Source organism: Streptomyces sp. RLA012 (assembly GCF_056270325.1).
The window spans coordinates 3,272,703-3,293,837 of sequence record NZ_JBWDPA010000002.1 but is presented as its reverse complement, the minus strand read 5'-3'; the positions used below and the strand labels follow the sequence as shown (position 1 = coordinate 3,293,837).

Genomic DNA, 21,135 nt, shown 5'->3' with positions numbered 1-21,135 from the left:
TTGACTCGCGGACGAAGCACGGAGCGGCTGGTCAGGGGGCAGGGCGATGGACAGCGACGGGACGCAGGACGCGCGCGGCGGGCACGGTGCCGTGCCGGGACCCGCCGTGCCGCCGCCACCCGGTACGGCGCCCGCGCCTCCGCCACCCGGCGTACCCCCCGTGCCGAGGGGTGCCCCGCCGCGCCCCGCCGCTCTGCCGTCCGTGCCGGAGCAGGCCGCGGCCCCCCGGCGGCCCACCGTCGCCGACTGGCTCGACACACCGCGCCCGGCCGCCGGACCCGGCATCTGGCGGTACGGATACCGGGCGCCGCGCGCGTCGGCGGGGCGGGAGCGGCTCTCTCCGGTCACGATCGTCGGGCTCGCGGTCCCGCTCGTGGTGGCGCTGGTCGTCTGGTCGCTGTGGCGCCACGGCAGCGTCCCCTACATGTGGGTCGTGCTGAAGGTGTTCACGCCGGACGACTGGTGGTGGAGCGGCACCACCTCGCCCAAGGTGTGGCAGGGGCAGGAGGCCATCGAGGTCTACAACGGGGTCTTCTTCGGCGTGCTGGTGTACACCATGGGCCGGCTGGGGAGCTGGCCCGAGGTCGTCCGCCACTACGTCACCGGCCGGGCCCAGCCCCTGCGCGCGGTCCTGGCCGCCCTCGGCGCACTGATCACGCTGACGTTCGTCTTCCCGCACGCCTTCCCCGGCGTCGGCTGGGACGCCCTGCCGGTCGTCGCGCCGCTGTTCTCCCTCGTCGCCCTGGTCTCCGGCGGCTACGACCTGTTCCGGTCGCAGCTGGTCACCGACGGGCTCTACACCCTGATCACCCTGCTCGTCGTGTGGCCGTTCGCCCGGATGGGCGCATGGCGCAGGTACGCCAGGGAGTGGCTCGCCGCCCGGGCCGCGCGCAATGAGGCAGAGGGATCCGGAGCCGCGAAGTTCGCACCGGAGCTGCCGCCCGCCCAGTGGCCCGAACTCCGGGACGCCGGACAGCACGAGGCGGCGGACCTGCTCACCGCCGAAGTGCTCGGCGGCCGGATGAACGACGTGGACTGCGCCCGGGTGCGGCGCGCCTGGTCCACGGCGAAGTGGGACGCCACGCGCCTGGCCGCCTTCACCGACACCGTGCTGCGCCGGGGCGGGGCGGCCTGGACCCATCCCTCCGGGGCCCGGGACCTGCCTGCGCGCACCGCACCGCACGACGTGCTCGTAGGACAGGTACGCATCGGGCGGTGGGCGGCCGGTGACCGTACCCCGGACGCCTACGACGGCGGGGGCGCGGCCCTCGGCCCGGACGCCCTGGGCACCTCACTCCTCGCCGTCGGGCCCTCCGGCTCCGGGAAGACCCGGCACCTGGTCGGGCCCGTCGTCGAGTCGCTCGCCCTGCAGGCGCTCACCGGGGAGTGCGCCGTCGTCGCGGTCGCCGCCGCCGGTACGCCGCTCGGCCCGGACTCGGCGTTCGACGTCGTGGTACGGATCGGTGACCCCGCCTCCGTCCACGACCTCGATCTCTACGCGGACTCCGACGACCCCGACGAAGCGGCCTCCTTCCTCGCCGAAGGCCTGGTCGGGGACCTCGACGCCGTGGCCGGTCAGCGGGCCACCACCGCGCTCGCCCAACTCCTCGGCCCCTATCGGGCCGCGTACGGCACGTTTCCGCCCATGTCCGCCCTGCGGGAACTCCTGGAAGGCGTGCCCGCGGCCCTGACCGCCCTGCGCGAAGCCCTGTCGCGCCCGGAGCACGCCGCGATGCGCCGCGAACTGGAGGCGCGCATGCGGCAGGCCGGCAGCCCGGCCGACGCGGGCCCGGCGCTCGCCGACCGGCTCGCGCTCCTGGACCGGCCGGCCTTCGCCGACTTCTTCGGCGCGGGCGGCTCCACCCGCCCGTTCTCGCTGCGCGCGGTGGCCCACCATCCGCTGCGGGTGCGGATCGACCTGCCCGAGCACGGACACGAGGAGGCCGCCCGGCTGCTCACCCGGCTGGTGCTCGCCCAGTTCACCGCCGTCGTACGCGGCGCGCAGCGCCCGCACTTCGCCTGCCTGGTCCTCGACGACGCCACCGGAACGCTGACCACGGACTCGGTACGCCGCATCCAGCGCCTCCGCTCCCAGAACGCGGGCGTGGTGCTCGCCCTGCGCACGATCGGCGACATCCCCGAGGCGCTGCACGGACCGCTGTACGGGGCGGTGGGCTGCCGGATGGCGTTCTCCGGCGTCACGACCTGGGACGGCAGCCGCTTCGCCCACGCGTGGGGCACGGAGTGGGTGGAGACCCGCGATGTGGCCAAGCACACCGTCTTCGCGGACCAGCCGATGACCCGGGCCATCCACGCCCTGCGCAAGCTGGTGACCGGCAAGGCCGTCACCACGGACGCCGTGACCATACGACAGGTCGAGCGGGAGCGGTGGTCGGCCTCGGAACTGGCACACGGGGTGCCGCCGGGGCACGCGGTGCTCTCGCTGACCACGGTGGACGGTGAGCACGCGCCACCGCTGCTGCTGGATCTACGGAGCTGAACCTCCGAGAGTCTCCGCGGGGGCGTGGAGGCTGACCAGGACGTCTGGACATAAGGTCACGGGCTGACCGTACGGTGAGGCAGAATCGACATAGGTCGTTCATACGTTGCGGCCAAGATCACACAAGAGATCACACTGCCCGTGACCGTCGAAGATCCCGTGACCACCGAAGATCCTGTGAAGACCTGAAGGTCCCATGCCCCCCACGCTCGCCTCGCTCGTCCACCACTCCGCGCTCAAACTGACCGTGCGGGCGGGCGAGGACCGTCTCGACGTGCCCGTCCGCTGGGCCCACGTCAGCGAGCTCGCCGACCCCGTCGCGTACATGGAGGGCGGGGAACTGCTGCTGATCACCGCGCTCACACTGGACGCCGAGGACCCGGACGTCATGCGGCGCTATGTGAAGCGGCTGGTGGGAGCGGGGGTCGTCGGACTCGGCTTCGCCATCGGGGTCAACTACGACGAGATCCCCAAGGCCCTGGTCGACGCGGCGGAGGAAGAGGGCCTGCCGCTCCTGGAAGTCCCCCGCCGCACCCCCTTCCTGGCCATCAGCAAGGCGGTGTCGGCCGCGATCGCCGCGGACCAGTACCGGGCCGTGACGGCGGGCTTCGCCGCGCAGCGCGAGCTGACCAAACAAGCCCTGAACGACGGCCCCGAAGGCCTGCTGTCCGCACTCGCCGCCCAGGTGGACGGCTGGGCGGCCCTGTACGACGCTTCCGGCGCCGTCGTCGCCACCGCCCCTGAGTGGGCCGGGCGGCGGGCGGCACGGCTCACCCCCGACGTGGAACGGCTGCGGGAGCGCCCCGCGCCCGCCAGCTCCGTCGTGGGCGGCGAGGACCGCGTCGAACTGCACTCCCTCGGCACCGGGCGCCGCCCCCGCGCCGCGCTCGCCGTCGGCACGGCCGCCGCCCTCGGCACCGCCGAGCGCTACGCCGTGCACTCCGCGATCGCGCTGCTGACCCTCACCACCGAACGCTCACGCTCGCTGCACGCCGCCGAACAGCGCATCGGGGCGGCGGTGGTGCGCATGCTCCTCGCCGGGCAGCCCGAGCACGCGCGGACCGTGGCCGGAGACCTGTACGGGGAGCTGCTCGACGCGCCCTTCCGGCTCATCCTCGCCGAGTCGGCGTCCGCGTCGGCGGCCCGGGCGCACGCCGGCGGGCACGCGCGCGTGGCCGCCGCGAAGCCGTCCAAGACCCCGGTCGCGGTGCCGGACACGACGAACGGCGACCCGCTCGGCGGGCTCGCCGAGATCGTGGAGTCCGCCGCCGCGCGGTCCGGGGAGGCCGTGCTCGTCGTACCCGACGGGGAGCGGCTGGTCGTGCTCGCCGTGGACGGGGGTGCGGCGGTGACCGCGTGCGGGGAGTACGCGGCCGTCCTGGACGCCGCGCGGATCGCTGCGCGGGAACAGCCGGGCGGTGACGAGGACGAGCTGGTCGTCGGGTTGTCGGCCCCCGCCGGGCCGATCGCCGCGGCCGCCGCCTACAAGCAGGCCGAACAGGCCCTGTCCGTGGCCCGGCGGCGGGGGCGGTCGCTGGTCGAGCACGAGGAGCTGGCCGCGGGGTCCGTGCTGCCGCTGCTCGCCGACGACGCGGTGCGGGCGTTCGCGGACGGGTTGCTGCGCGCGCTGCACGAGCACGACGCCACCGGGCGGGGGGATCTGGTCGCCTCGCTGCGGGCGTGGCTGTCCCGGCACGGGCAGTGGGACGCCGCCGCAGCCGACCTGGGTGTGCACCGGCACACCCTGCGCTACCGGATGCGACGTGTCGAGGAGATCCTCGGACGCTCCCTCGACGACCCCGATGTCCGAATGGAGCTGTGGCTGGCGCTGAAGGCGACGGCGGCGGCGGGGGAGTAGCCGGGGGTTCCTCCACCCACGACCGTGCCCTGACCCGGGGCCCAGCGCCTTGGCCGCGGGCCGGTGGGGGCTGGTCGCGCAGTTCCCCGCGCCCCTGGGACCGGGGCTGCGCCCCGGGTTCTCCGGCCGTCCGGAGTGCTTCGGCTGACTGCCGGTGGGGGCTGGTCGCGCAGTTCCCCGCGCCCCTGAGGCCGGGGCTGTGCCCCGGGTTCTCCGACCGTCCGGAGTGCTTCGGCTGACTGCCGGTGGGGGCTGGTCGCGCAGTTCCCCGCGCCCCTGGGACCGGGGCTGTGCCCCGGGTTCCCCGTCCGTCCGGGTTTGCTTGGCTGCGGGTGGGTGGGGGTTGCTCGCGCGGTTCCCCGCGCCCCTGAGGCCGGGGCTGTGCCCCGGGTTCTCCGGCCGTCCGGAGTGCTTCGGCTGACTGCCGGTGGGGGCTGGTCGCGCAGTTCCCCGTGTCCCTGACGGGGCGCGGGACCGCGTCACCCGGTCTGTCCGGTGTGTGAGGACGAGGCCGAGGGCCATGTCCCACCCACCCCCGGCCCCCACCATCCAGCTCGGGGGTCTGGGGGCGGAGCCCCCAGGTTGGGGATGATGGGGGTCCCCCCTGCTCGAGCGAAGCCGAGAGCTTGGGGGAGGGTAGGGGCGGCGGGGGCGAGGAAACCGGGGCTCCGCCCGATCGTGCCAAAGCGGAGTGCAACGACCCGGCACTGGTACGTCCCGGACAAACGACCTTCCGTCCCCCCGGCCCTACCGTGGACCACGAAAGCCAAGGACACCTCATGGGACACCTCATGGGACACCTCAACCTCGGAAGGGCCGGGACTCGACATGACTTCCACCCACGCCTTCTGGCTCGCCGGCCGCCAGGCCACCGGTGAGACCACCTTCGATGTGACCTCGCCGTGGGACGGCCGGGTCGTCGGGCAGGTCAGCGTGCCGACCGAGGCACAGGTCGAAGAGGCCGTCGCCGCCGCACACGCCGTACGGGACGAGTTCGCCGCCACCCCCGCCCACATACGCGCCGCCGCCCTCGACCACGTCAGCAAGCGCCTGGCCGAGCGCACCGAGGAGATCGCACAGCTCATCTCCGCCGAGAACGGCAAGCCGATCAAGTGGGCCCGCGGCGAGGTCGGCCGCGCGGTGTCGGTGTTCCGCTTCGCCGCCGAGGAGGCCCGCCGCTTCAACGGCGGCGAGGCCCAGCGCCTCGACACCGACCCCGGCGGCCAGGGCCGCCTGGCCCTCACCCGCCGTTTCCCCAAGGGCGTCGTCCTCGGCATCGCGCCCTTCAACTTCCCCCTCAACCTGTGCGCCCACAAGATCGCCCCGGCCATCGCCGCCGGCGCGCCGATCATCCTGAAGCCGGCGCCCGCGACCCCGCTGTCGGGCCTGATCATCGGTGACCTGCTCGCCGAGACGGACCTGCCGGCCGGCTCCTGGTCGATCCTCCCGGTCTCCAACGACCGGATGCCAGCCCTCGTCCAGGACGAGCGGCTCCCGGTCGTCTCCTTCACGGGGTCCGAGAAGGTCGGTTACGCGATCATGGACTCGGTGCCGCGCAAGCACTGCACCCTGGAGCTCGGCGGCAACGGCGCGGCCGTCGTCCTCGCCGACTGGGCGAGCGACGAGGACCTGGACTGGGCCGCGACCCGTATCGCGACGTTCTCCAACTACCAGGGCGGCCAGTCCTGCATCTCCGTGCAGCGCGTGATCGCCGACGCGTCCGTGTACGACCGGCTGCTGCCGCGCATCGTCGCCGCCATCGAGGCCCAGGTCACCGGTGACCCGGCCGACGACAAGACGGACGTCGGCCCGCTGGTCAGCGAGGACGCCGCCCAGCGCGTGGAGTCCTGGGTCGACGAGGCCGTCCGGTCCGGCGCCACCCTCCTCACCGGCGGCAAGCGCGACGGTGCCTCCTACGCGCCGACCGTGCTCACCGACGTACCGGCCGAGGCGACCATCTCCTGCGAGGAGGTCTTCGGACCCGTCCTCACCGTACGGAAGGTGGACGGGGAGGCGGCGGCCTTCGCCGCCGCCAACGACTCCAAGTACGGCCTCCAGGCGGGCGTGTTCACCCACGACCTGCAGTCCGCCTTCCGCGCCCACCGCGCACTGGAGGTCGGCGGCGTGGTCGTAGGCGACGTGCCGTCCTACCGTGCCGACCAGATGCCGTACGGCGGTGTGAAGCAGTCCGGCGTCGGCCGCGAGGGCGTCAAGTTCGCGATGGACGACTACACCTACGAGCGTGTCCTCGTCCTGACGGGCCTCGCGCTCTAAGGACTGCCGAGTACACCCGAGAACGAGAACAAGACAGCCGGCGGCCGGAACCCACTGCGCGGGGGCTCCGGCCGTTGTCGTGTACGGCGCCCTCCGCGACCCCCTTCAACCGGAGAAGTCGACCCGCGCGAGCCGCAGTGGGCCGCGCAGTCCGAGGTGGAGGTCGTGTACGTCGGCGGCGGCGAACCCGGTCGCGGTGGTGGTGTAGTCGTAGGGGCCGCCGGTTCCGCTCACGGTGACGACCGCGAGTGCCGGGCCCCCGTCCAGTGACACCTCCACGGCACCCTCGCCCGCCGCCTCGACGGTGATCCGGGTGACACCGCTTCCGAAGTCGCAGGCGCGGTAGATGAGTTCGCCCGTGGCGTCGGCCACCGCCGTCACCGCGTCGCCCGACACCTTCGTACGGTCGACGATCTCGATGTCCCGCTGTTCGTCGAAGTCGACCGCGTTCAGCCCCAGTTCGCGTACCCGGCGGGGCGTGGCGGGCTCGCCGGCGAGGTCGATCGTGGTGCGCAGACGGATGTCCTCGCTCGACGCGCCCGCGAGGAGTTCGTACGCGCCCGGCTCCAGGCGGGGCCGGCCGACCGCCACGTCCCAGAACTCCAGCGCCGAGAGGGGGAGTTCGAAGGTCAGCTGCTTCGAGGCGCCGGGGGCGAGCCGGAAGCGGCGGTGTGCCAGCAGTTCGCGGCGGGGGCGTGGCACCGACGGGTGCACGGCGCGCGCGTAGAGCTGGGCCACCTCGTCCGCGGGTGCCTCGCCCGTGTTGGTGACCGTGAAGGAGACCTTCAGCGCGGCCTGCGCCTCGGTGACCTCCAGCTCCTCGTACGCGAACGTCGTGTACGCGAGGCCGTGGCCGAACGGGAACAGAGGTGTGCCCTCGAAGTACAGATACGTCTGGCGGCCGCCGATCACGTCGTAGTCGAGCAGGTCGGGCAGGTCCGCGTCGGAGGCGTACCAGGTCTGGGGGAGGCGGCCCGCGGGGGAGACGTCGCCGGCCAGGACCCGAGCCAGGGCCGTGCCCGCCGCCTGGCCGCCGTGGGCGGTCCACAGGACGGCCGGGAGGTCGGCGGGGTCCACGGCGTAGGGGTAGGCGGAGACCAGGGCAAGGGCGGTGTGCGGGTTCGCGGCGCGGGCGGCGCGCAGCAGACGTTCCTGGTGGGCGGGGAGCCGCAGGGTGGTGCGGTCCTCCGTTTCGCGGCCGTTGATGTGCGGGTCGTTGCCCGCGACGACCACGACGACGTCGGCCGCGCCCGCCACGCGGGCCACCGCGTCCTCGCCGCGCTCGGTGAACTCCAGCTCGAAGATCTCCGGGGATTCGTCGGCAACCTTCACGCCGTCGGCGGCGACAGAGATGTGCCCACCCGTCCCGACGTGCCTCAGGAGGTGGCCGCTCCCATGGGATCCGGAGCGGGATTCCGCAGGTTCGAGGCGGAACGTCTCCTGGACGACCCAGCCGCCGGGCTGGTCGGCGGAGGCGCGGAGGTAGCCGTCCTCGGCGACCGAGAGGTAGCGGCCGTCGGGGGCCCGGAGCGTCAGGACGCCCTCGCCCCAGTCGATCAGCGCGAGCTCGGTGCCGGCACCGGCACCGGTGGCGTCGGCGGTCAGGGGCGGGAGGTCGGTACGGCCCGCGAGCAGGGCCGGGTCCAGGGCGCCCTCGGCGCCCCGCACCTCGTCGGACATGTCCTCGGCCGGGGGCACCGACAGATACGTACCGGCCGAGGTCCTGAGGCGTACGCGGTCCACGCCCTCGGCGAAGTCGACGTACTCGGCGCCGAAACGCTCGTACAGGCCCTCCAGCGGTGTGGAGCGGTGGATGAGCGTGCCGCTGTACCAGTCGAGTTTGCACTCGTCGGCGAGGAGGCCCACGACCGCGACGCGGACGCCCGGGCGCAGCGGCAGCAGTCCGTCGTTCTTGAGCAGGACGATCGCCTGCTCGGCCGCCTCCTGGGCGAGCGCGCGGTGGGCCGGGGTGTCGAAGTCCGAGGCGTCGGCGTAGGGGTCCGGCCGCGGGTCGAACTCGCCGAGCCGGAGGCGGACCGAGAGCTGGCGGCGGACCGCCGCGTCGATGTCGGCCTCGCTCAACAGGCCCTGTTCCAAGGCCTTCCGGACCCGCGCCACGATCTTCGAACTGTCCGTGCCGTGGTCCGTGAAGCTGTCGACCCCGGCGAGGACCGCGGCCGCGGTCGCCTCCTCGTGGGTGTCGAAGTAGTGCTCGGAGTCGACCAGATTGGACGGGGCGCCCGCGTCCGAGCAGACCAGGAGCTCCTGGTCCGTCCAGGTGCGCAGCTGCTCCCGCAGATAGGGGGAGATGTGGTTGGGGCGGCCGTTGACCAGGTTGTACGCGGGCATCACGCCCGCCACCGCGCCCGCCTCGACGGTCTCCCGGAAGGCCCGCAGGTCGTACTCGTGCAGGACGCGCGGGCGGACCGAGGAGGAGGTGGTGTCCCTGTCCGTCTCGTTGTTGTGGGCGAGCCAGTGCTTGAGGACCGGGGCCGTGCGCCAGCGGTCGGGGTGGTCGCCGCGCAGACCGCGGGTGTACGCCGTCGCGATGGCGGAGGTGAGCTTCGGGTCCTCCGAGTAGCCCTCCTCGTTGCGGCCCCACAGCGGGTGGCGCAGCAGATTGACCGTGGGGGACCAGACGTTGAGGCCCACCCGGCCGTCGCGGGCGCGCATCGCGCGGACCTCGGCCGAGACCGCCTCGCCGACGCGGCGCACGAGATCGTCGTCCCAGGTCGCGCCGAGACCCACGGCCTGGGGGAAGACCGTCGCCGGGCCCATCCAGGCCACACCGTGCAGGGCCTCCTGGCCGGTGCGGAAAGCGGCCACCCCGAGCCGCTCCACGGCGGGCGCGAACTGGTGCAGGAACGCGATGCGTTCGTCGAGCGTGAGCCGCGCCAGCAGATCGTCGATGCGCTTCGCGAACGGCAGCTGCGGATCGCGAAAAGGCGGCGTAGGCGGCGTTTGTGCGGTCACGTGGTGATCCTTTTGCGAGGGAGCGGCAGGGCGCTTTCGAAGCGCTTCGATGCTCAGTCGCCCGGGGGGCGGGTGTCAAGACACCTCGACGCAACAACTCCGTTTCCTCATTGGCATTTCAAGCACGTGATGAGGCCGGTCCAGTCCTCCATACCTCCGAGGAATCTTGGAATCGGCTCTTGTGCACCCCCAGGTGTTCACTTAACCTCGCAGCAACATCGAAGCGCTTCGACTGACAGGATCGCCCTCCTCGGGGGCCACAGTCCTCCGAGGGACCGCTTCAGCTCAGCCAGTTCCACTCAAGACACCGCAGCCGACGGCTCCACCGCCGGGTGTCCTGCTGTGCGCCACGAAGGGTTGACGCAATGACGCCGAACTCCGCCACCTCCGCCTCCTCCGCTCCCAGCCGGCGGAGCTTCCTCGCCTCCACGGCGGTCGCCGCCGCGGCGGTCGCGGGCGGGATGCCGCTGCTCGCCGCCTGCGGCGGTTCGCAGGAGGGCCGCAAGGAGGGCACCACCTCCGGGAAGGCCGCCCAGAAGCTCCTTCCGGCCTTCGTGGCGTCGAGTGTGGTGACGCCGGACATCCCGGCGAAGAACGGTTCGGCAGCCGGCTTCACCAAGGCGATCGCGACGGCCGACCAGAAGACCTCGGTGGCCAAGACGCTCGGCAGCGGCGGCAAGCTCAAGATCATGGCCCCGTTCTGGGGCACCCCGCCCTCCGGCGACAACGCGTACTACCAGGCCATGAACAAGGCCATCGGTGTCGAGGTCAGCTGGCAGAACCAGGACGGCGTCACCTACGACCAGAAGCTCGGCGCGATCCTCGCCTCCAGCGACATCCCCGACGTCGTGGTGGTGCCCGGCTGGAACCTGATGGGCAAGATCCCCAGCGCCATCAACGCCAAGTTCGCCGACCTCGGCCCGTATCTCTCCGGAGACAAGGTCAAGGACTACCCGAACCTGGCGGCCGTCCCCACCGACGCCTGGCAGCGTTCCCTCTTCGGCGGCCAGCTGCGCGCGATACCGATGCCCTCCTCGTATGTCACCGACATCGCGCCGATGTACCGCAGGGACATCTTCGAGGAGAAGGGCTACAGCGTCCCCAAGAGCCCCGACGAGTTCCTGTCCTGGGCCAAGGAGGCCACCGCCGCCAAGTCGAAGGTCTGGGCCTGCGACGACATGAAGTGGACGGCGCTCAACATCTTCGGTGTGCTCTCGGGCAGCGACAAGGCACTGTGGTGGAACCTCCAGGACGGCAAGCTGGTCAACCGCGTCGAGACCGACGAGTACCTCGAAGCCCTGGAGTGGACCCGGAAGCTGTACGCGGCGGGCACGGTCCACCCGGACGCGGTGTCCGGCAAGGCCGGGGGCGACGCGGGCAACCGCTTCACCGCGGGCCAGGTGCTCGTCTACAACCAGAACCTGTCCTCCTGGTGGGGCAAGATGTCCGAGCAGCTCACCCAGAACGCGGACTTCGACATGGCCGCGTTCGACATCTTCGGACCCGACGGCGGCGACCCGACCCTGTGGGCGGTGCAGCCCGCGAACATCTTCACCTTCGTCAGCAAGAAGGCGTCCACGCAGCAGATCAAGGACCTTCTCGCGGTCGCCAACTTCTGTGCGGCACCGTACGGCACCAAGGAGTGGACGCTCACGAACTACGGTGTCGAGGGCACCGACTACGACCTGAAGAAGGGCCTGCCCACCAAGAGCGCCAAGGGTGTGAACGAGGTCAACGGCGCCTTCGACCTCACCGGTGACCCGGCCCCGTTCATCGCCCACCCCGACCTTCCCGACGTCACCAAGGGAATGGTCGAGTGGCAGCAGCGCATGGGCGCCTTCACCAAGAAGTCCTCCTTCTTCGGCCTGACCGTCACCGAGCCGAACCGCTGGGCCAACCTCGCCGACGACTTCGAGCAGCTGGAGGACGACGTCGTACGCGGCCGCAAGAAGGTCAGCGACGTGCAGCAGGCGGTGTCCGACTGGAAGAGCAAGGGCGGCGACGGGCTGCGCGACTGGTACAAGAAGCTGCTCGACGACAACGGTTCCACGGCCAAGTGACCCGGGGCTGAGGCAAGGAGAAGACCGTGTCGCACAGCACGGTGCCTCGGGGCAGGTCCGAGGCGAAGACCCCGGTGAAGACTCCGGCGGCGTCCGGCGGCGCCGCCGGCCCGCCGGGCAGAACGGCCTCCGGGAAGCTGAGTTTCCGGCTCCGGTTCAGACGGGACCGCACGCTCGTCCTGATGACGCTGCCCGCGGTCCTGCTGCTCCTGGTCTTCAACTACGTGCCGATCCTCGGCAACATCGTCGCCTTCGAGGACTACGACCCCTACCTGAGCGACAACGGCTTCGTCGCCATGTTCCAGAGCCCCTGGGTCGGCTTCGAACAGTTCCAGCGGGTCTTCGCCGACTCCGGGTTCTGGCACGCCCTGCAGAACACCTTCGTGCTGTTCTTCCTGCAGCTCGTGCTCTTCTTCCCGGTGCCGATCCTGCTCGCGCTGCTCATCAACAGCGTGATCAGGCCCCGGGTCCGGGCGGTCGCCCAGGCCGTCATGTACCTGCCCCACTTCTTCTCCTGGGTGCTCGTCGTCACCGTCTTCCAGCAGATCTTCGGCGGCGCGGGCATCATCGCGCAGACCCTGGTCGACCACGGGGTCACCGGCTTCGACATCATGACCGACCCGAACACCTTCAAGTACCTGGTCACCCTGCAGAGCGTCTGGAAGGACGCGGGCTGGGGCATCATCGTCTTCCTCGCCGCGCTCTCCTCGGTCAGCAACGACCTGTACGAGGCCGCCGCCATGGACGGCGCCGGGCGCTGGCGGCGCATGTGGCACATCACGCTGCCCGCGCTGCGGCCCGTGATCGCCCTGCTCCTCGTGCTGCGCGTCGGCGACGCGCTGACCGTCGGCTTCGAGCAACTGCTGCTGCAACGGCAGGCGGTGGGCCCCGGAGCCTCCGACGTCCTCGACACCTATGTGTGGTGGAACGGCATCCGCAACCAGGACTTCAGCTACGCGGCCGCGGCCGGACTGATCAAGGGCCTTGTCGGACTGACCCTCGTCCTCGTGGCGAACAAGGTCGCCCATCTCATGGGCGAGCAGGGGGTGTACAAGAAGTGAGCGCCGTCGTCGACACACCGCCCGCCCGCGACCGGGACGACGGGAACGGTGTGAGGAAACCCAGCCCCTGGGCGGCTCCGCCCCGCCCGACCTGGGAGGAGGAGCCGAGCCGGGCCGGGCTCGCCGGCAAGGGCATCGTCCTCGTCCTCGCCTGCTTCGCGATCCTGTTCCCGCTGTGGATCGTGGTCGTCACGAGCCTGTCCTCGAAGAAGACCATCGACCACGTGGGCGGCCTGGTGGTGTTCCCCAGGGACATCACCTTCGTCGCCTACCAGGAGCTGCTGAGCGGCGGCCAGGTGCAGCGGGCCGCGCTCGTCAGCCTCGGCGTCACCCTCGTCGGCACGCTGTTCAGCATGACGGTGTCGGTGCTGTGCGCCTACGGCCTCTCGCGCAGCGGCTCGCTCGGCCACCGCTGGATCCTGATGACCCTGCTCGCCACGATGTTCTTCGGCGCCGGGCTCATCCCGACGTATCTGCTGGTGCAGGCGCTCGGGCTGACCGACACCTATCTCGCGCTGATCCTGCCCAGCGCGGTCAGCGTCTTCAACATCCTGGTCCTGCGCGGGTTCTTCATGGGCATCTCCCCGGAACTCGTCGACAGCGCCCGGATCGACGGGGCGGGGGACTGGCGCATCCTCTGGAAGATCGTCATGCCGCTGTCGCGAGCCGTGCTCGCCGTCATCGCTCTCTTCTACGCGGTCGGCTACTGGAGCGCCTGGTTCAACGCCTCCATCTACCTCACCGACCAGAACATGATGCCGCTGCAGAACGTCATGATCCAGCTGGTGCAGAAGCAGGAGCGGCCGGTCGGGCTGGCGACGGAGATCAACACCGGTCAGCTGTCCGCGCTCGCCATCCAGATGGCCGTCATGGTCCTGGCCCTGGTCCCGGTCGCCGTGCTCTCGCCGTTCGTCCAGCGGCACTTCAAGAAGGGCATGCTCACCGGTGCGGTAAAGGGTTGACGGCCGGGAAACCACGGGCCGTTCGTCGCCCGCGGGCCGGTCGTGGCCGGTCGCGCCGCGCGGCGGAGCCGCCGTATGTCACAGCCCCGCGCTCCTGCCGGGGCGCTCCCCCTCTCTTCCGGAACGAGGTATGTCATGCGCACGCCCCGCGTGAGTCGGCGAACCGTGCTCGCCGGGACCGCGGCCGCCGCCGCGGTCACTGCCGTCCCAGCCCTCGGGCCGCAGGCGCACGCCGCCGAGGCGACGCCGGCGTACCGCTGGCGCAACGCCGTCATCGGCGGTACCGGGTTCATCACCGGTGTGCTGTTCCACCCGGCCGTACGAGGTCTCGCCTACGCCCGGACCGACATCGGCGGCGCCTACCGCTGGGACGAGCGCGCCGCCCGCTGGACCCCGCTCACCGACCACCTCGGCTGGGACGACTGGAACCTGCTCGGTGTCGAGGCGCTCGCCGTCGACCCCGCGCACCCGGACCGGCTCTACCTCGCGCTCGGCACCTACGCGCAGACGTGGGCCGGCAACGGCGCGGTCCTGCGCTCCGAGGACCGCGGCGCCACCTGGACCCGCGGCGACCTGGACGTGAAGCTGGGCGCCAACGAGGAGGGGCGGGGGCCGGGGAGCGGCTCCTCGTCGACCCGCGCGACAGCGACACCCTGTGGCTGGGGACCAGGCACGACGGGTTGCTGAAGTCCACGGACCGGGGCGCCACCTGGGCAGGCGTGAGCGCCTTCCCGGCGAAGGCGAACTCCTCCGGTCAGGGCATCACGTTCCTCGTCGCGGCCGGGCGCACCGTCTACGCGGGCTGGGGTGACGGCGACGGCACCGCGGGCACGGCGAACCTGTACCGCACGGCGGACGGCACGACCTGGGAGGCCGTCCCCGGGCAGCCGTCCGGCACCGCCGCCAAGGTCCCGCTCCGCGCCGCGTACGACAGGCTCACCCGCGAGCTGTATGTGACGTACGGCGACGCGCCCGGCCCGGGCGGCCAGTCCGACGGCAGCCTGCACAAGCTGCGCACCGTCACCGGGGCATGGACCGACGTCACCCCGGTGAAGCCGGGCGGCACGACCGGTGGGGGCACCGCCCACACGTTTAGTAGTGGGGGAGGCTCGGCGGACACCTTCGCCTACGGGGGCGTGGCGAGCGACGCCCGCCGCGCCGGCACCGTCGTCGTGTCCACCAACAACCGCTGGGCCGACGGCGACACCGTGTTCCGGTCCACCGACGGTGGCCGTACCTGGGCGTCCCTCAAGGACGTGGCCGTCTTCGACGTGTCCGAGACTCCTTTCCTCGACTGGGGCGACGACCGGCCGAAGTTCGGCTGGTGGATCCAGGCGCTCGCCCTCGACCCGTACGACTCGAAGCACCTCGTGTACGGGACCGGCGCGACCCTGTACGGCACCCGGGACCTCAGGCGCTGGGCGCCGCGGATCCGTGGGCTGGAGGAGACGGCCGTGCGCCAACTGATCTCGCCCCCGGCCGGGGAGGCGCATCTGATCAGCGGACTCGGGGACATCGGCGTGATGTACCACGAGCGGCTCACGGCGTCTCCGTCGCGCGGCATGGCGACGAACCCCGTGTTCGGGTCGGCGACGGGACTCGCGCAGGCCGCGGCCAAGCCGTCGTACGTCGTCCGGGCGGGCTGGGGCGACAGCGGCAACGGCGCGTACTCCCGCGACGGCGGGCGGACCTGGGCGCCCTTCAGGGCCCAGCCCGACATCGCCGGGAACGCACCGGGGCCGATCGCCACCAGCGCCGACGGCGGTACGCTGCTGTGGTCCTTCGTGCACTGGGACGGCACGAAGTACGCGGCTCACCGCTCGGCGGACAACGGCGCGACCTGGTCCGAGGTCTCCTCCTTCCCGAAGGGCGCCACGCCGGTCGCCGACCCGGCCGACCCGACGCTCTTCTACGCGTACGACACCGATACAGGAACGCTATACGCCAGCACTGACAGTGGCCGTTCGTTCACGGCCCGTGCGGCCGGACTGCCGTCCGGTGACAGTCAGTTCAGGCTGGCCGCCGCGCCCGGCCGGAGCGGTGACCTGTGGCTGAGCGCGAAGTGGAACGGCCTCTACCGGTCCACTGACGGCGGTGCCACCTTCGCCAAAATCACCAGCTGCTGGGCCTCGTACACCCTCGGCTTCGGCAAGGCGGCCGACGGCGCCGACTACCCAGCCGTCTACCAGGTCGGCTCCACGGACACGATCACCGCCGTCCACCGCTCCGACGACGCGGCCAGGACCTGGGTGCGGATCAACGACGACGCCCACCAGTGGGGCTGGATCGGCGAGGTCGTCACCGGCGACCCGCGTGTGTACGGCCGTGTGTACCTCGGGACGAACGGGCGCGGCATCCAGTACGGGGAGCCGGTCTGATGCCGACACACAGGATTCCGACGCCGACTCACAAGAATCCGACGTCGACTCACAAGAATCCGGCGCCGACCCGCCGTGGACCGAGCCTCGCCGACGCCACCCGCGGCCGCATCCTCTTCGGCGGCGACTACAACCCCGAGCAGTGGCCGGAGGAGATCTGGCAGGACGACGTACGGCTCATGAAGGAGGCCGGCGTCAACTCCGTCACCGTCGGCGTCTTCTCCTGGGCGAAGCTCGAACCGACGCCCGGCGCACGGGAGTTCGGCTGGCTCGACCGGCTCATGGACCTGCTGCACGACAACGGCGTCGGAGTCGTCCTCGCCACCCCCACCTCCTCGCCCCCGCCCTGGATGGGCCGGCTCCACCCCGAGACGCTGCCCCGGGACGCGGACGGCCGTATCGAGTGGTGGGGCGGCCGCCAGCACTTCGCCCACTCCAGCGCCGCCTACCGGCGCCACGCCGCCGCCATCACCGAGGACCTCGCCGCCCGCTACGGCGGCCATCCCGCCCTCACCATGTGGCACATCAACAACGAGTACTGCACCTACGACTGGGGCGACGAGGCGGCGACCGCCTTCCGGCGCTGGCTCCAGGACAGGTACGGCACGCTCGACGCCCTCAACACCGCCTGGGGCACGGCCTTCTGGAGCCAGGGCTACGACGTCTGGGAAGGCATTCTCCCGCCGCGCCACGCCCACTACATGAACAACCCCACCCAGGTCCTCGACTTCAAGCGCTTCACCTCCGACGCGCTCCTGGAGTGCTACCTCGCCGAACGCGACATCGTCGCCCGGCACACCCCGCACATCCCCGTGACCACCAACTTCATGCCGTTCTGGCAGGGCCAGGACGCCTGGGCGTGGGCCGAACGGGAAGACGTCGTCTCCGTCGACATCTATCCGGACCCGCGCGACCCGCTCGCCGGCCGGCACGGCGCGCTCATCCACGACATGACCCGTTCCCAGGCCCGCGGCGGCCCCTGGATGGTCATGGAGCAGGCGGCGGGACCGGTGAACTGGCGGGGCGTGAACCATCCGAAGCCCGCCGGCCTCAACCGCCTCTGGTCCCTCCAGGCGGTCGCCCGAGGCGCCGACGCCGTCTGCTACTTCCAGTGGCGGCAGTCCCGGCAGGGGGCGGAGAAGTTCCACTCCGGGATGGTCGGCCACGCGGGGGAGCGGGGCCGCACCTTCCAGGAGATCAAGCGCATCGGTGCCGAACTCGCCCTGCTGAGCGACAAGGTGACGGACACCGAGGTCGTCGGCGCCGACGTCGCCGTCCTGCTCGACTGGAACGCCTGGTGGGCGAGCCAGCAGGACGGGCGGCTGTCCTGCGAGGTCGACCACCAGAGCGTCGTACGCGCCTGGCACCGCGCCCTGTGGGAGGCGAACACCACCACCTCCTTCGCCCACCCCGAGCACGACCTGTCGCCGTACAAGCTGGTCGTCGTGCCGCAGCTGTATCTGCTGACGGACGCGGCGATCGACAACCTCGTCGGGTACGTACGCGGCGGCGGCACCCTCGTCTGCGGCTTCCTGACCGGCGTCGCCGACCAGGACGACCGGGTGCGCCCCGGCGGCATGGACGAGCGGCTGCGCGAGCTCTTCGGCATCCGCACCCTGCACGAGTGGTGGCCGCTCGACCCCGACGAGAAGGTCGACGTCGAGGGCTTCCGCGGCACCCTGTGGTCCGAGGAGATCGAGGCCGCGCACGAGACCTACGCCGTCGTCCCGTACAAGGGCGGTGAGCTGGACGGTCTGCCGGCCGTACTGCGCAAGGGCCGCGCCTGGTACCTGTCCACCCTCCCCGAACCGGAGGCGCTGTGGCCGCTGCTCGCCGGGATCGCCGAGGACGCCGGCGTACGGCCGCCCCTCGACCACCTGCCGACGGACGTGGAGGCGGTACGCCGTGGCACGCTGCTGTTCCTGCTCCACCACGGGCGGGACACGGTGACCGTGCCGGTGCCCGGACGCCACCGCGACCTGCTGACCGGTGCGGACGTCGTCGACGCCGTGGAGCTGGGGCGGTACGGCGTGGCCGTACTGGAGGCGGCGCCATGAGCGAGCCCGTCCACGGCCCCACGGACGCTCCCGTCCACAGCACCTGGGAGCCGGCCCCCGCCGCCCGCTGGGAGGACGCCTTCCTGAGCGGGAACGGCCGGCACGGCGTCATGGTGTTCGGCGATCCGAACGACGACCGGGTCATCGTCAACCATCACACCCTGGTCCGCCCGAACGGCAGCGAGGACGCCCGGCCGCCCGAACTGGCCGACCGGTTGAAGGAGCTCCAGGACCGCTTGCTGGCCGGTGACCTCACCGCGGGGGAGGACTTCACCGACGGGCGTCCGCTGCTGTGGGTGCAGCCCTTCCACCCGGCCTTCCAGGTACGGCTGCGCCGCGAGCCGCGGGAGCCGCTCCCGTACCGGCGCGAGGTCGACTTCACCACCGGGGCCGTCCGCGCCGAGTGCGGCGGGGGCCGGTGCGGTGAGGTCTTCGTGTCGCGCGCCGACGACGTCGTCGTCCAGTACGTGACCGACGCCGATCTCACCCTCGACATGACACTCGACCACCGACTGCCGGGCGCGCCCGAAGAGATGACGGTGGGGCACGCCTGCGTCCGCACGCCCGAGGGCGCGCTGCTCACCCTGCGGGCCCGCTATCCCGACAGCGAGCGGGCGTACACGGGGGTGACGCTCGCCGTGATCACCGGGGGCCGGACACTCACCACGCCACCAGGGGTACGGGTCGAAGGCGCACGTTCGGTACTGCTGCTCACGCGCGTACGGCGGCACACCGGGGAGCTGGACACGCTCGCCGAGGCCCGCGCGCTGCGCGCCCTGCTGCCCGAGTCCGCCTCCGGTGGCGGCGAGGACGCGTACCACCGACTCCTCGCCCGCCACACCGCCCTGCACCGCCCCGCCTATCTGCGCGCGGGCCTCGACCTGGGCGCCGACCCCGCCGAACGGGCACTGCCCGGCTCCGAGTTGGTGCGCCGCCCGCGGAGTCCCGCCCTCCTGGAACGGCTCTTCGCGGCCGGTCGCTACCACCTGCTGTCCGCCGCCGGAATGCTGCCGCCACGGCTCACCGGGCTGTGGACCGGCGACTGGGACACCGCCTGGGCGGGGGCCTTCACCACCGACGCCAACCTCAATCTGCAGACGGCGTCCGCCGCCGCGGCCGGACTTCCCGAGGTCAGCGAGGCCCATGCCGCCCTGGTCCACGGCCAGTTGCCGCACTGGCGCGACAACGCCCGGGCGATCTTCGGCACCCGGGGTGTCGTCGCCCCCGCGCACACCGACGGCGAGTCCGGGCACATCTACCACCTCAGCCGCGAGTACCCCCTGCACGTGTGGACCGCGGGCGCCGACTGGCTCCTGAAGCCCCTGGTGGACCACGACGAGACGCGCGGCGCCCGCGACCCGCGGCTGGCCGCCGCGCTCGCCGAAGTGGCGTACTTCTACGAGGACTTCCTCACCCGGACCGACGAGAACGGCCACCTGGTGCTGGTGCCGTCGTACTCGCCGGAGAACCGGCCCGCGAACGCGAGCTGGATCGCCCTCGACGCCGCCATGGACCTCTCCGCGGCCCGCCACGCCCTGCGCACGGCCGCCGACCACCACCCCGGACCCGAGGCGGAGCGCTGGCGCGCGCTCGCCGACCGGCTGCCGCCGCACCGCGTCAACGGTGACGGGGCGCTCGCCGAGTGGGCCCGGCCCGGCCTCGACGACACCTACGACCACCGGCACCTCAGCCATCTCTACGGCGTGTGGCCGCTGGACGAGATCAACCCGTACGACACCCCGGAGCTGGCGTCCGCGGCCCACCGGGCGCTCGAACTGCGCGGCGCCGAGAACGACTCCGCGCACGGCCACCTCCACCACGCCCTGGTGGCGGCCCGGCTGCGCGACGGCGAACGCGTCGCGGGAGCCCTCGGCACCGTCCTGGCCGGGGACTTCTTCCATGTCTCCCTGATGAGCGGCCACTACCCGAACCGACATGTCTACAACGCGGACGCGGCCCACACCCTCCCCGCCGTCCTCATCGAGATGCTCGTCCAGTCCACCCCCGGGCGGCTGGTCCTCTTCCCCGCGCTCCCCACGGCGTACGAGACGGGCCGGCTCCACGGCATCCGCACCCGGTTCGGTGCCGAGATCGACCTGACCTGGAGCCCCGGGAGGCGCACCGCCACCATCCGCCCCACCCGCACCGTGCGGATCGACCTCAGGACTTCCACCGGCGCGCGACCGCTCTCCCTGAGCGCCGGAGAAGACTGCGTCCTCACCCTGGGGCCGCAGTGACGTGCCGAAACCCGTACATCCCCCCACCCATGGAAGGGACACCATGGCAACACGCACCCGGAACAGGATCACCAAGGCACTGCTGGCCCCCGCGCTCGCACTCGGCGCCACCGTCGGTCTCGCCTCGGCCCCCGCCCAGGCAGCCGTCTGGAGCTCCTGCGAGCAGTACGGGAACACCAGCCTCAACGGGTACACGCTCTACAACAACATCTGGGGCTCCGGCGCGGGCAGCCAGTGCATCTGGGCCAACTCCGGCACCAACTGGGGAGTGTGGGCCAACCACCCGAACACCGGCGGCATCAAGTCCTACCCCAACTCCAAGAAGTACGTGGGCAAGACGATCGCCGGGCTGTCCTCGCTCAAGAGCACGTACAACGTCACGGTCCCGGCGGCCGGTTCGTACAACACCTCGTACGACATCTGGGACACCGACTACGACTACGAGACCATGCTCTGGGTCAACTACAACGGCGCCGTCGGCGCGCTCGGCACCTTCCAGGGCAACCTGACCCTGAACGGCAACACCTGGGCCGTCTACAAGGGCAACAACACCGCCAACGACGTCTTCTCGTTCCTGCGCTCCGCGGACTCGACGTCGGGGACCATCGACATCCTGCCGATCCTCAGGTGGATCGCGAACACCAAGGGCTGGATGTCCAGCGGCGAGACCATCGGCGACGTGCAGTTCGGCTTCGAGATCACGTCCTCGTCCGGCGGTCTGGACTTCACGACCAACAACCTGACGGTCAGCAGCAGTTGACCGATGCCCCGGTGG

The 21,135-nt window shown here is 71.8% G+C and carries 10 protein-coding genes and 1 pseudogene; 10 read left to right on the top strand and 1 reads right to left on the bottom strand.

The window, feature by feature from the left end; genetic code table 11:
* The first annotated feature begins 46 nt into the window (after positions 1 to 46).
* From RV986_RS14890 to RV986_RS14880, 3 genes are all read left to right on the top strand, one after another.
* The gene (locus RV986_RS14890; protein WP_475917868.1) at positions 47 to 2,500 is read left to right on the top strand and encodes an ATP/GTP-binding protein; all 2,454 of its coding nucleotides are present in this window, start codon (positions 47 to 49) and stop codon (positions 2,498 to 2,500) included.
* A gap of 196 nt (positions 2,501 to 2,696) precedes the next feature.
* Positions 2,697 to 4,358, top strand: a complete 1,662-nt coding sequence (locus RV986_RS14885) for a PucR family transcriptional regulator (protein WP_475917867.1) — start codon at positions 2,697 to 2,699, stop codon at positions 4,356 to 4,358.
* A gap of 828 nt (positions 4,359 to 5,186) precedes the next feature.
* Complete coding sequence (locus tag RV986_RS14880; protein ID WP_475917866.1) at positions 5,187 to 6,632, top strand: aldehyde dehydrogenase family protein; 1,446 nt, start codon at positions 5,187 to 5,189, stop codon at positions 6,630 to 6,632.
* A 105-nt stretch (positions 6,633 to 6,737) separates the two neighbouring features.
* Here RV986_RS14880 and RV986_RS14875 read toward each other — a convergent pair whose 3' ends face one another.
* Positions 6,738 to 9,605, bottom strand: a complete 2,868-nt coding sequence (locus RV986_RS14875) for a glycoside hydrolase family 3 C-terminal domain-containing protein (RefSeq protein ID WP_475917865.1) — start codon at positions 9,603 to 9,605, stop codon at positions 6,738 to 6,740.
* Between the two features lie 365 nt (positions 9,606 to 9,970).
* Here RV986_RS14875 and RV986_RS14870 point away from each other — a divergent pair, with 365 nt between their 5' ends.
* From RV986_RS14870 to RV986_RS14840, 7 genes and pseudogenes are all read left to right on the top strand, one after another.
* On the top strand, positions 9,971 to 11,665 hold the full coding sequence (locus RV986_RS14870; protein WP_475917864.1) for an extracellular solute-binding protein: 1,695 nt from the start codon (positions 9,971 to 9,973) through the stop codon (positions 11,663 to 11,665).
* Between the two features lie 26 nt (positions 11,666 to 11,691).
* Positions 11,692 to 12,726: an ABC transporter permease gene (locus RV986_RS14865; protein WP_475917863.1), complete on the top strand. Its 1,035-nt coding sequence runs from the start codon at positions 11,692 to 11,694 to the stop codon at positions 12,724 to 12,726.
* Positions 12,723 to 13,688 (top strand): carbohydrate ABC transporter permease, encoded by a 966-nt coding sequence (locus RV986_RS14860; protein ID WP_475917862.1) that lies wholly within the window; start codon positions 12,723 to 12,725, stop codon positions 13,686 to 13,688. The genes RV986_RS14865 and RV986_RS14860 overlap by 4 nt, the downstream gene beginning before the upstream one ends.
* A gap of 135 nt (positions 13,689 to 13,823) precedes the next feature.
* A pseudogene (locus tag RV986_RS14855) lies at positions 13,824 to 16,066 on the top strand (1,4-beta-glucanase).
* On the top strand, positions 16,066 to 18,123 hold the full coding sequence (locus tag RV986_RS14850; protein WP_475917861.1) for a beta-galactosidase: 2,058 nt from the start codon (positions 16,066 to 16,068) through the stop codon (positions 18,121 to 18,123). Before RV986_RS14855 ends, RV986_RS14850 begins: the two are co-directional and overlap by 1 nt.
* Positions 18,120 to 20,360: a glycosyl hydrolase family 95 catalytic domain-containing protein gene (locus RV986_RS14845; RefSeq protein WP_475917860.1), complete on the top strand. Its 2,241-nt coding sequence runs from the start codon at positions 18,120 to 18,122 to the stop codon at positions 20,358 to 20,360. The genes RV986_RS14850 and RV986_RS14845 overlap by 4 nt, the downstream gene beginning before the upstream one ends.
* Positions 20,361 to 20,403: 43 nt before the next feature.
* A complete protein-coding gene (locus RV986_RS14840) occupies positions 20,404 to 21,120 on the top strand; it encodes a glycoside hydrolase family 12 protein (RefSeq protein ID WP_475917859.1) in 717 nt (238 codons plus the stop codon).
* Positions 21,121 to 21,135: the final 15 nt, after the last annotated feature.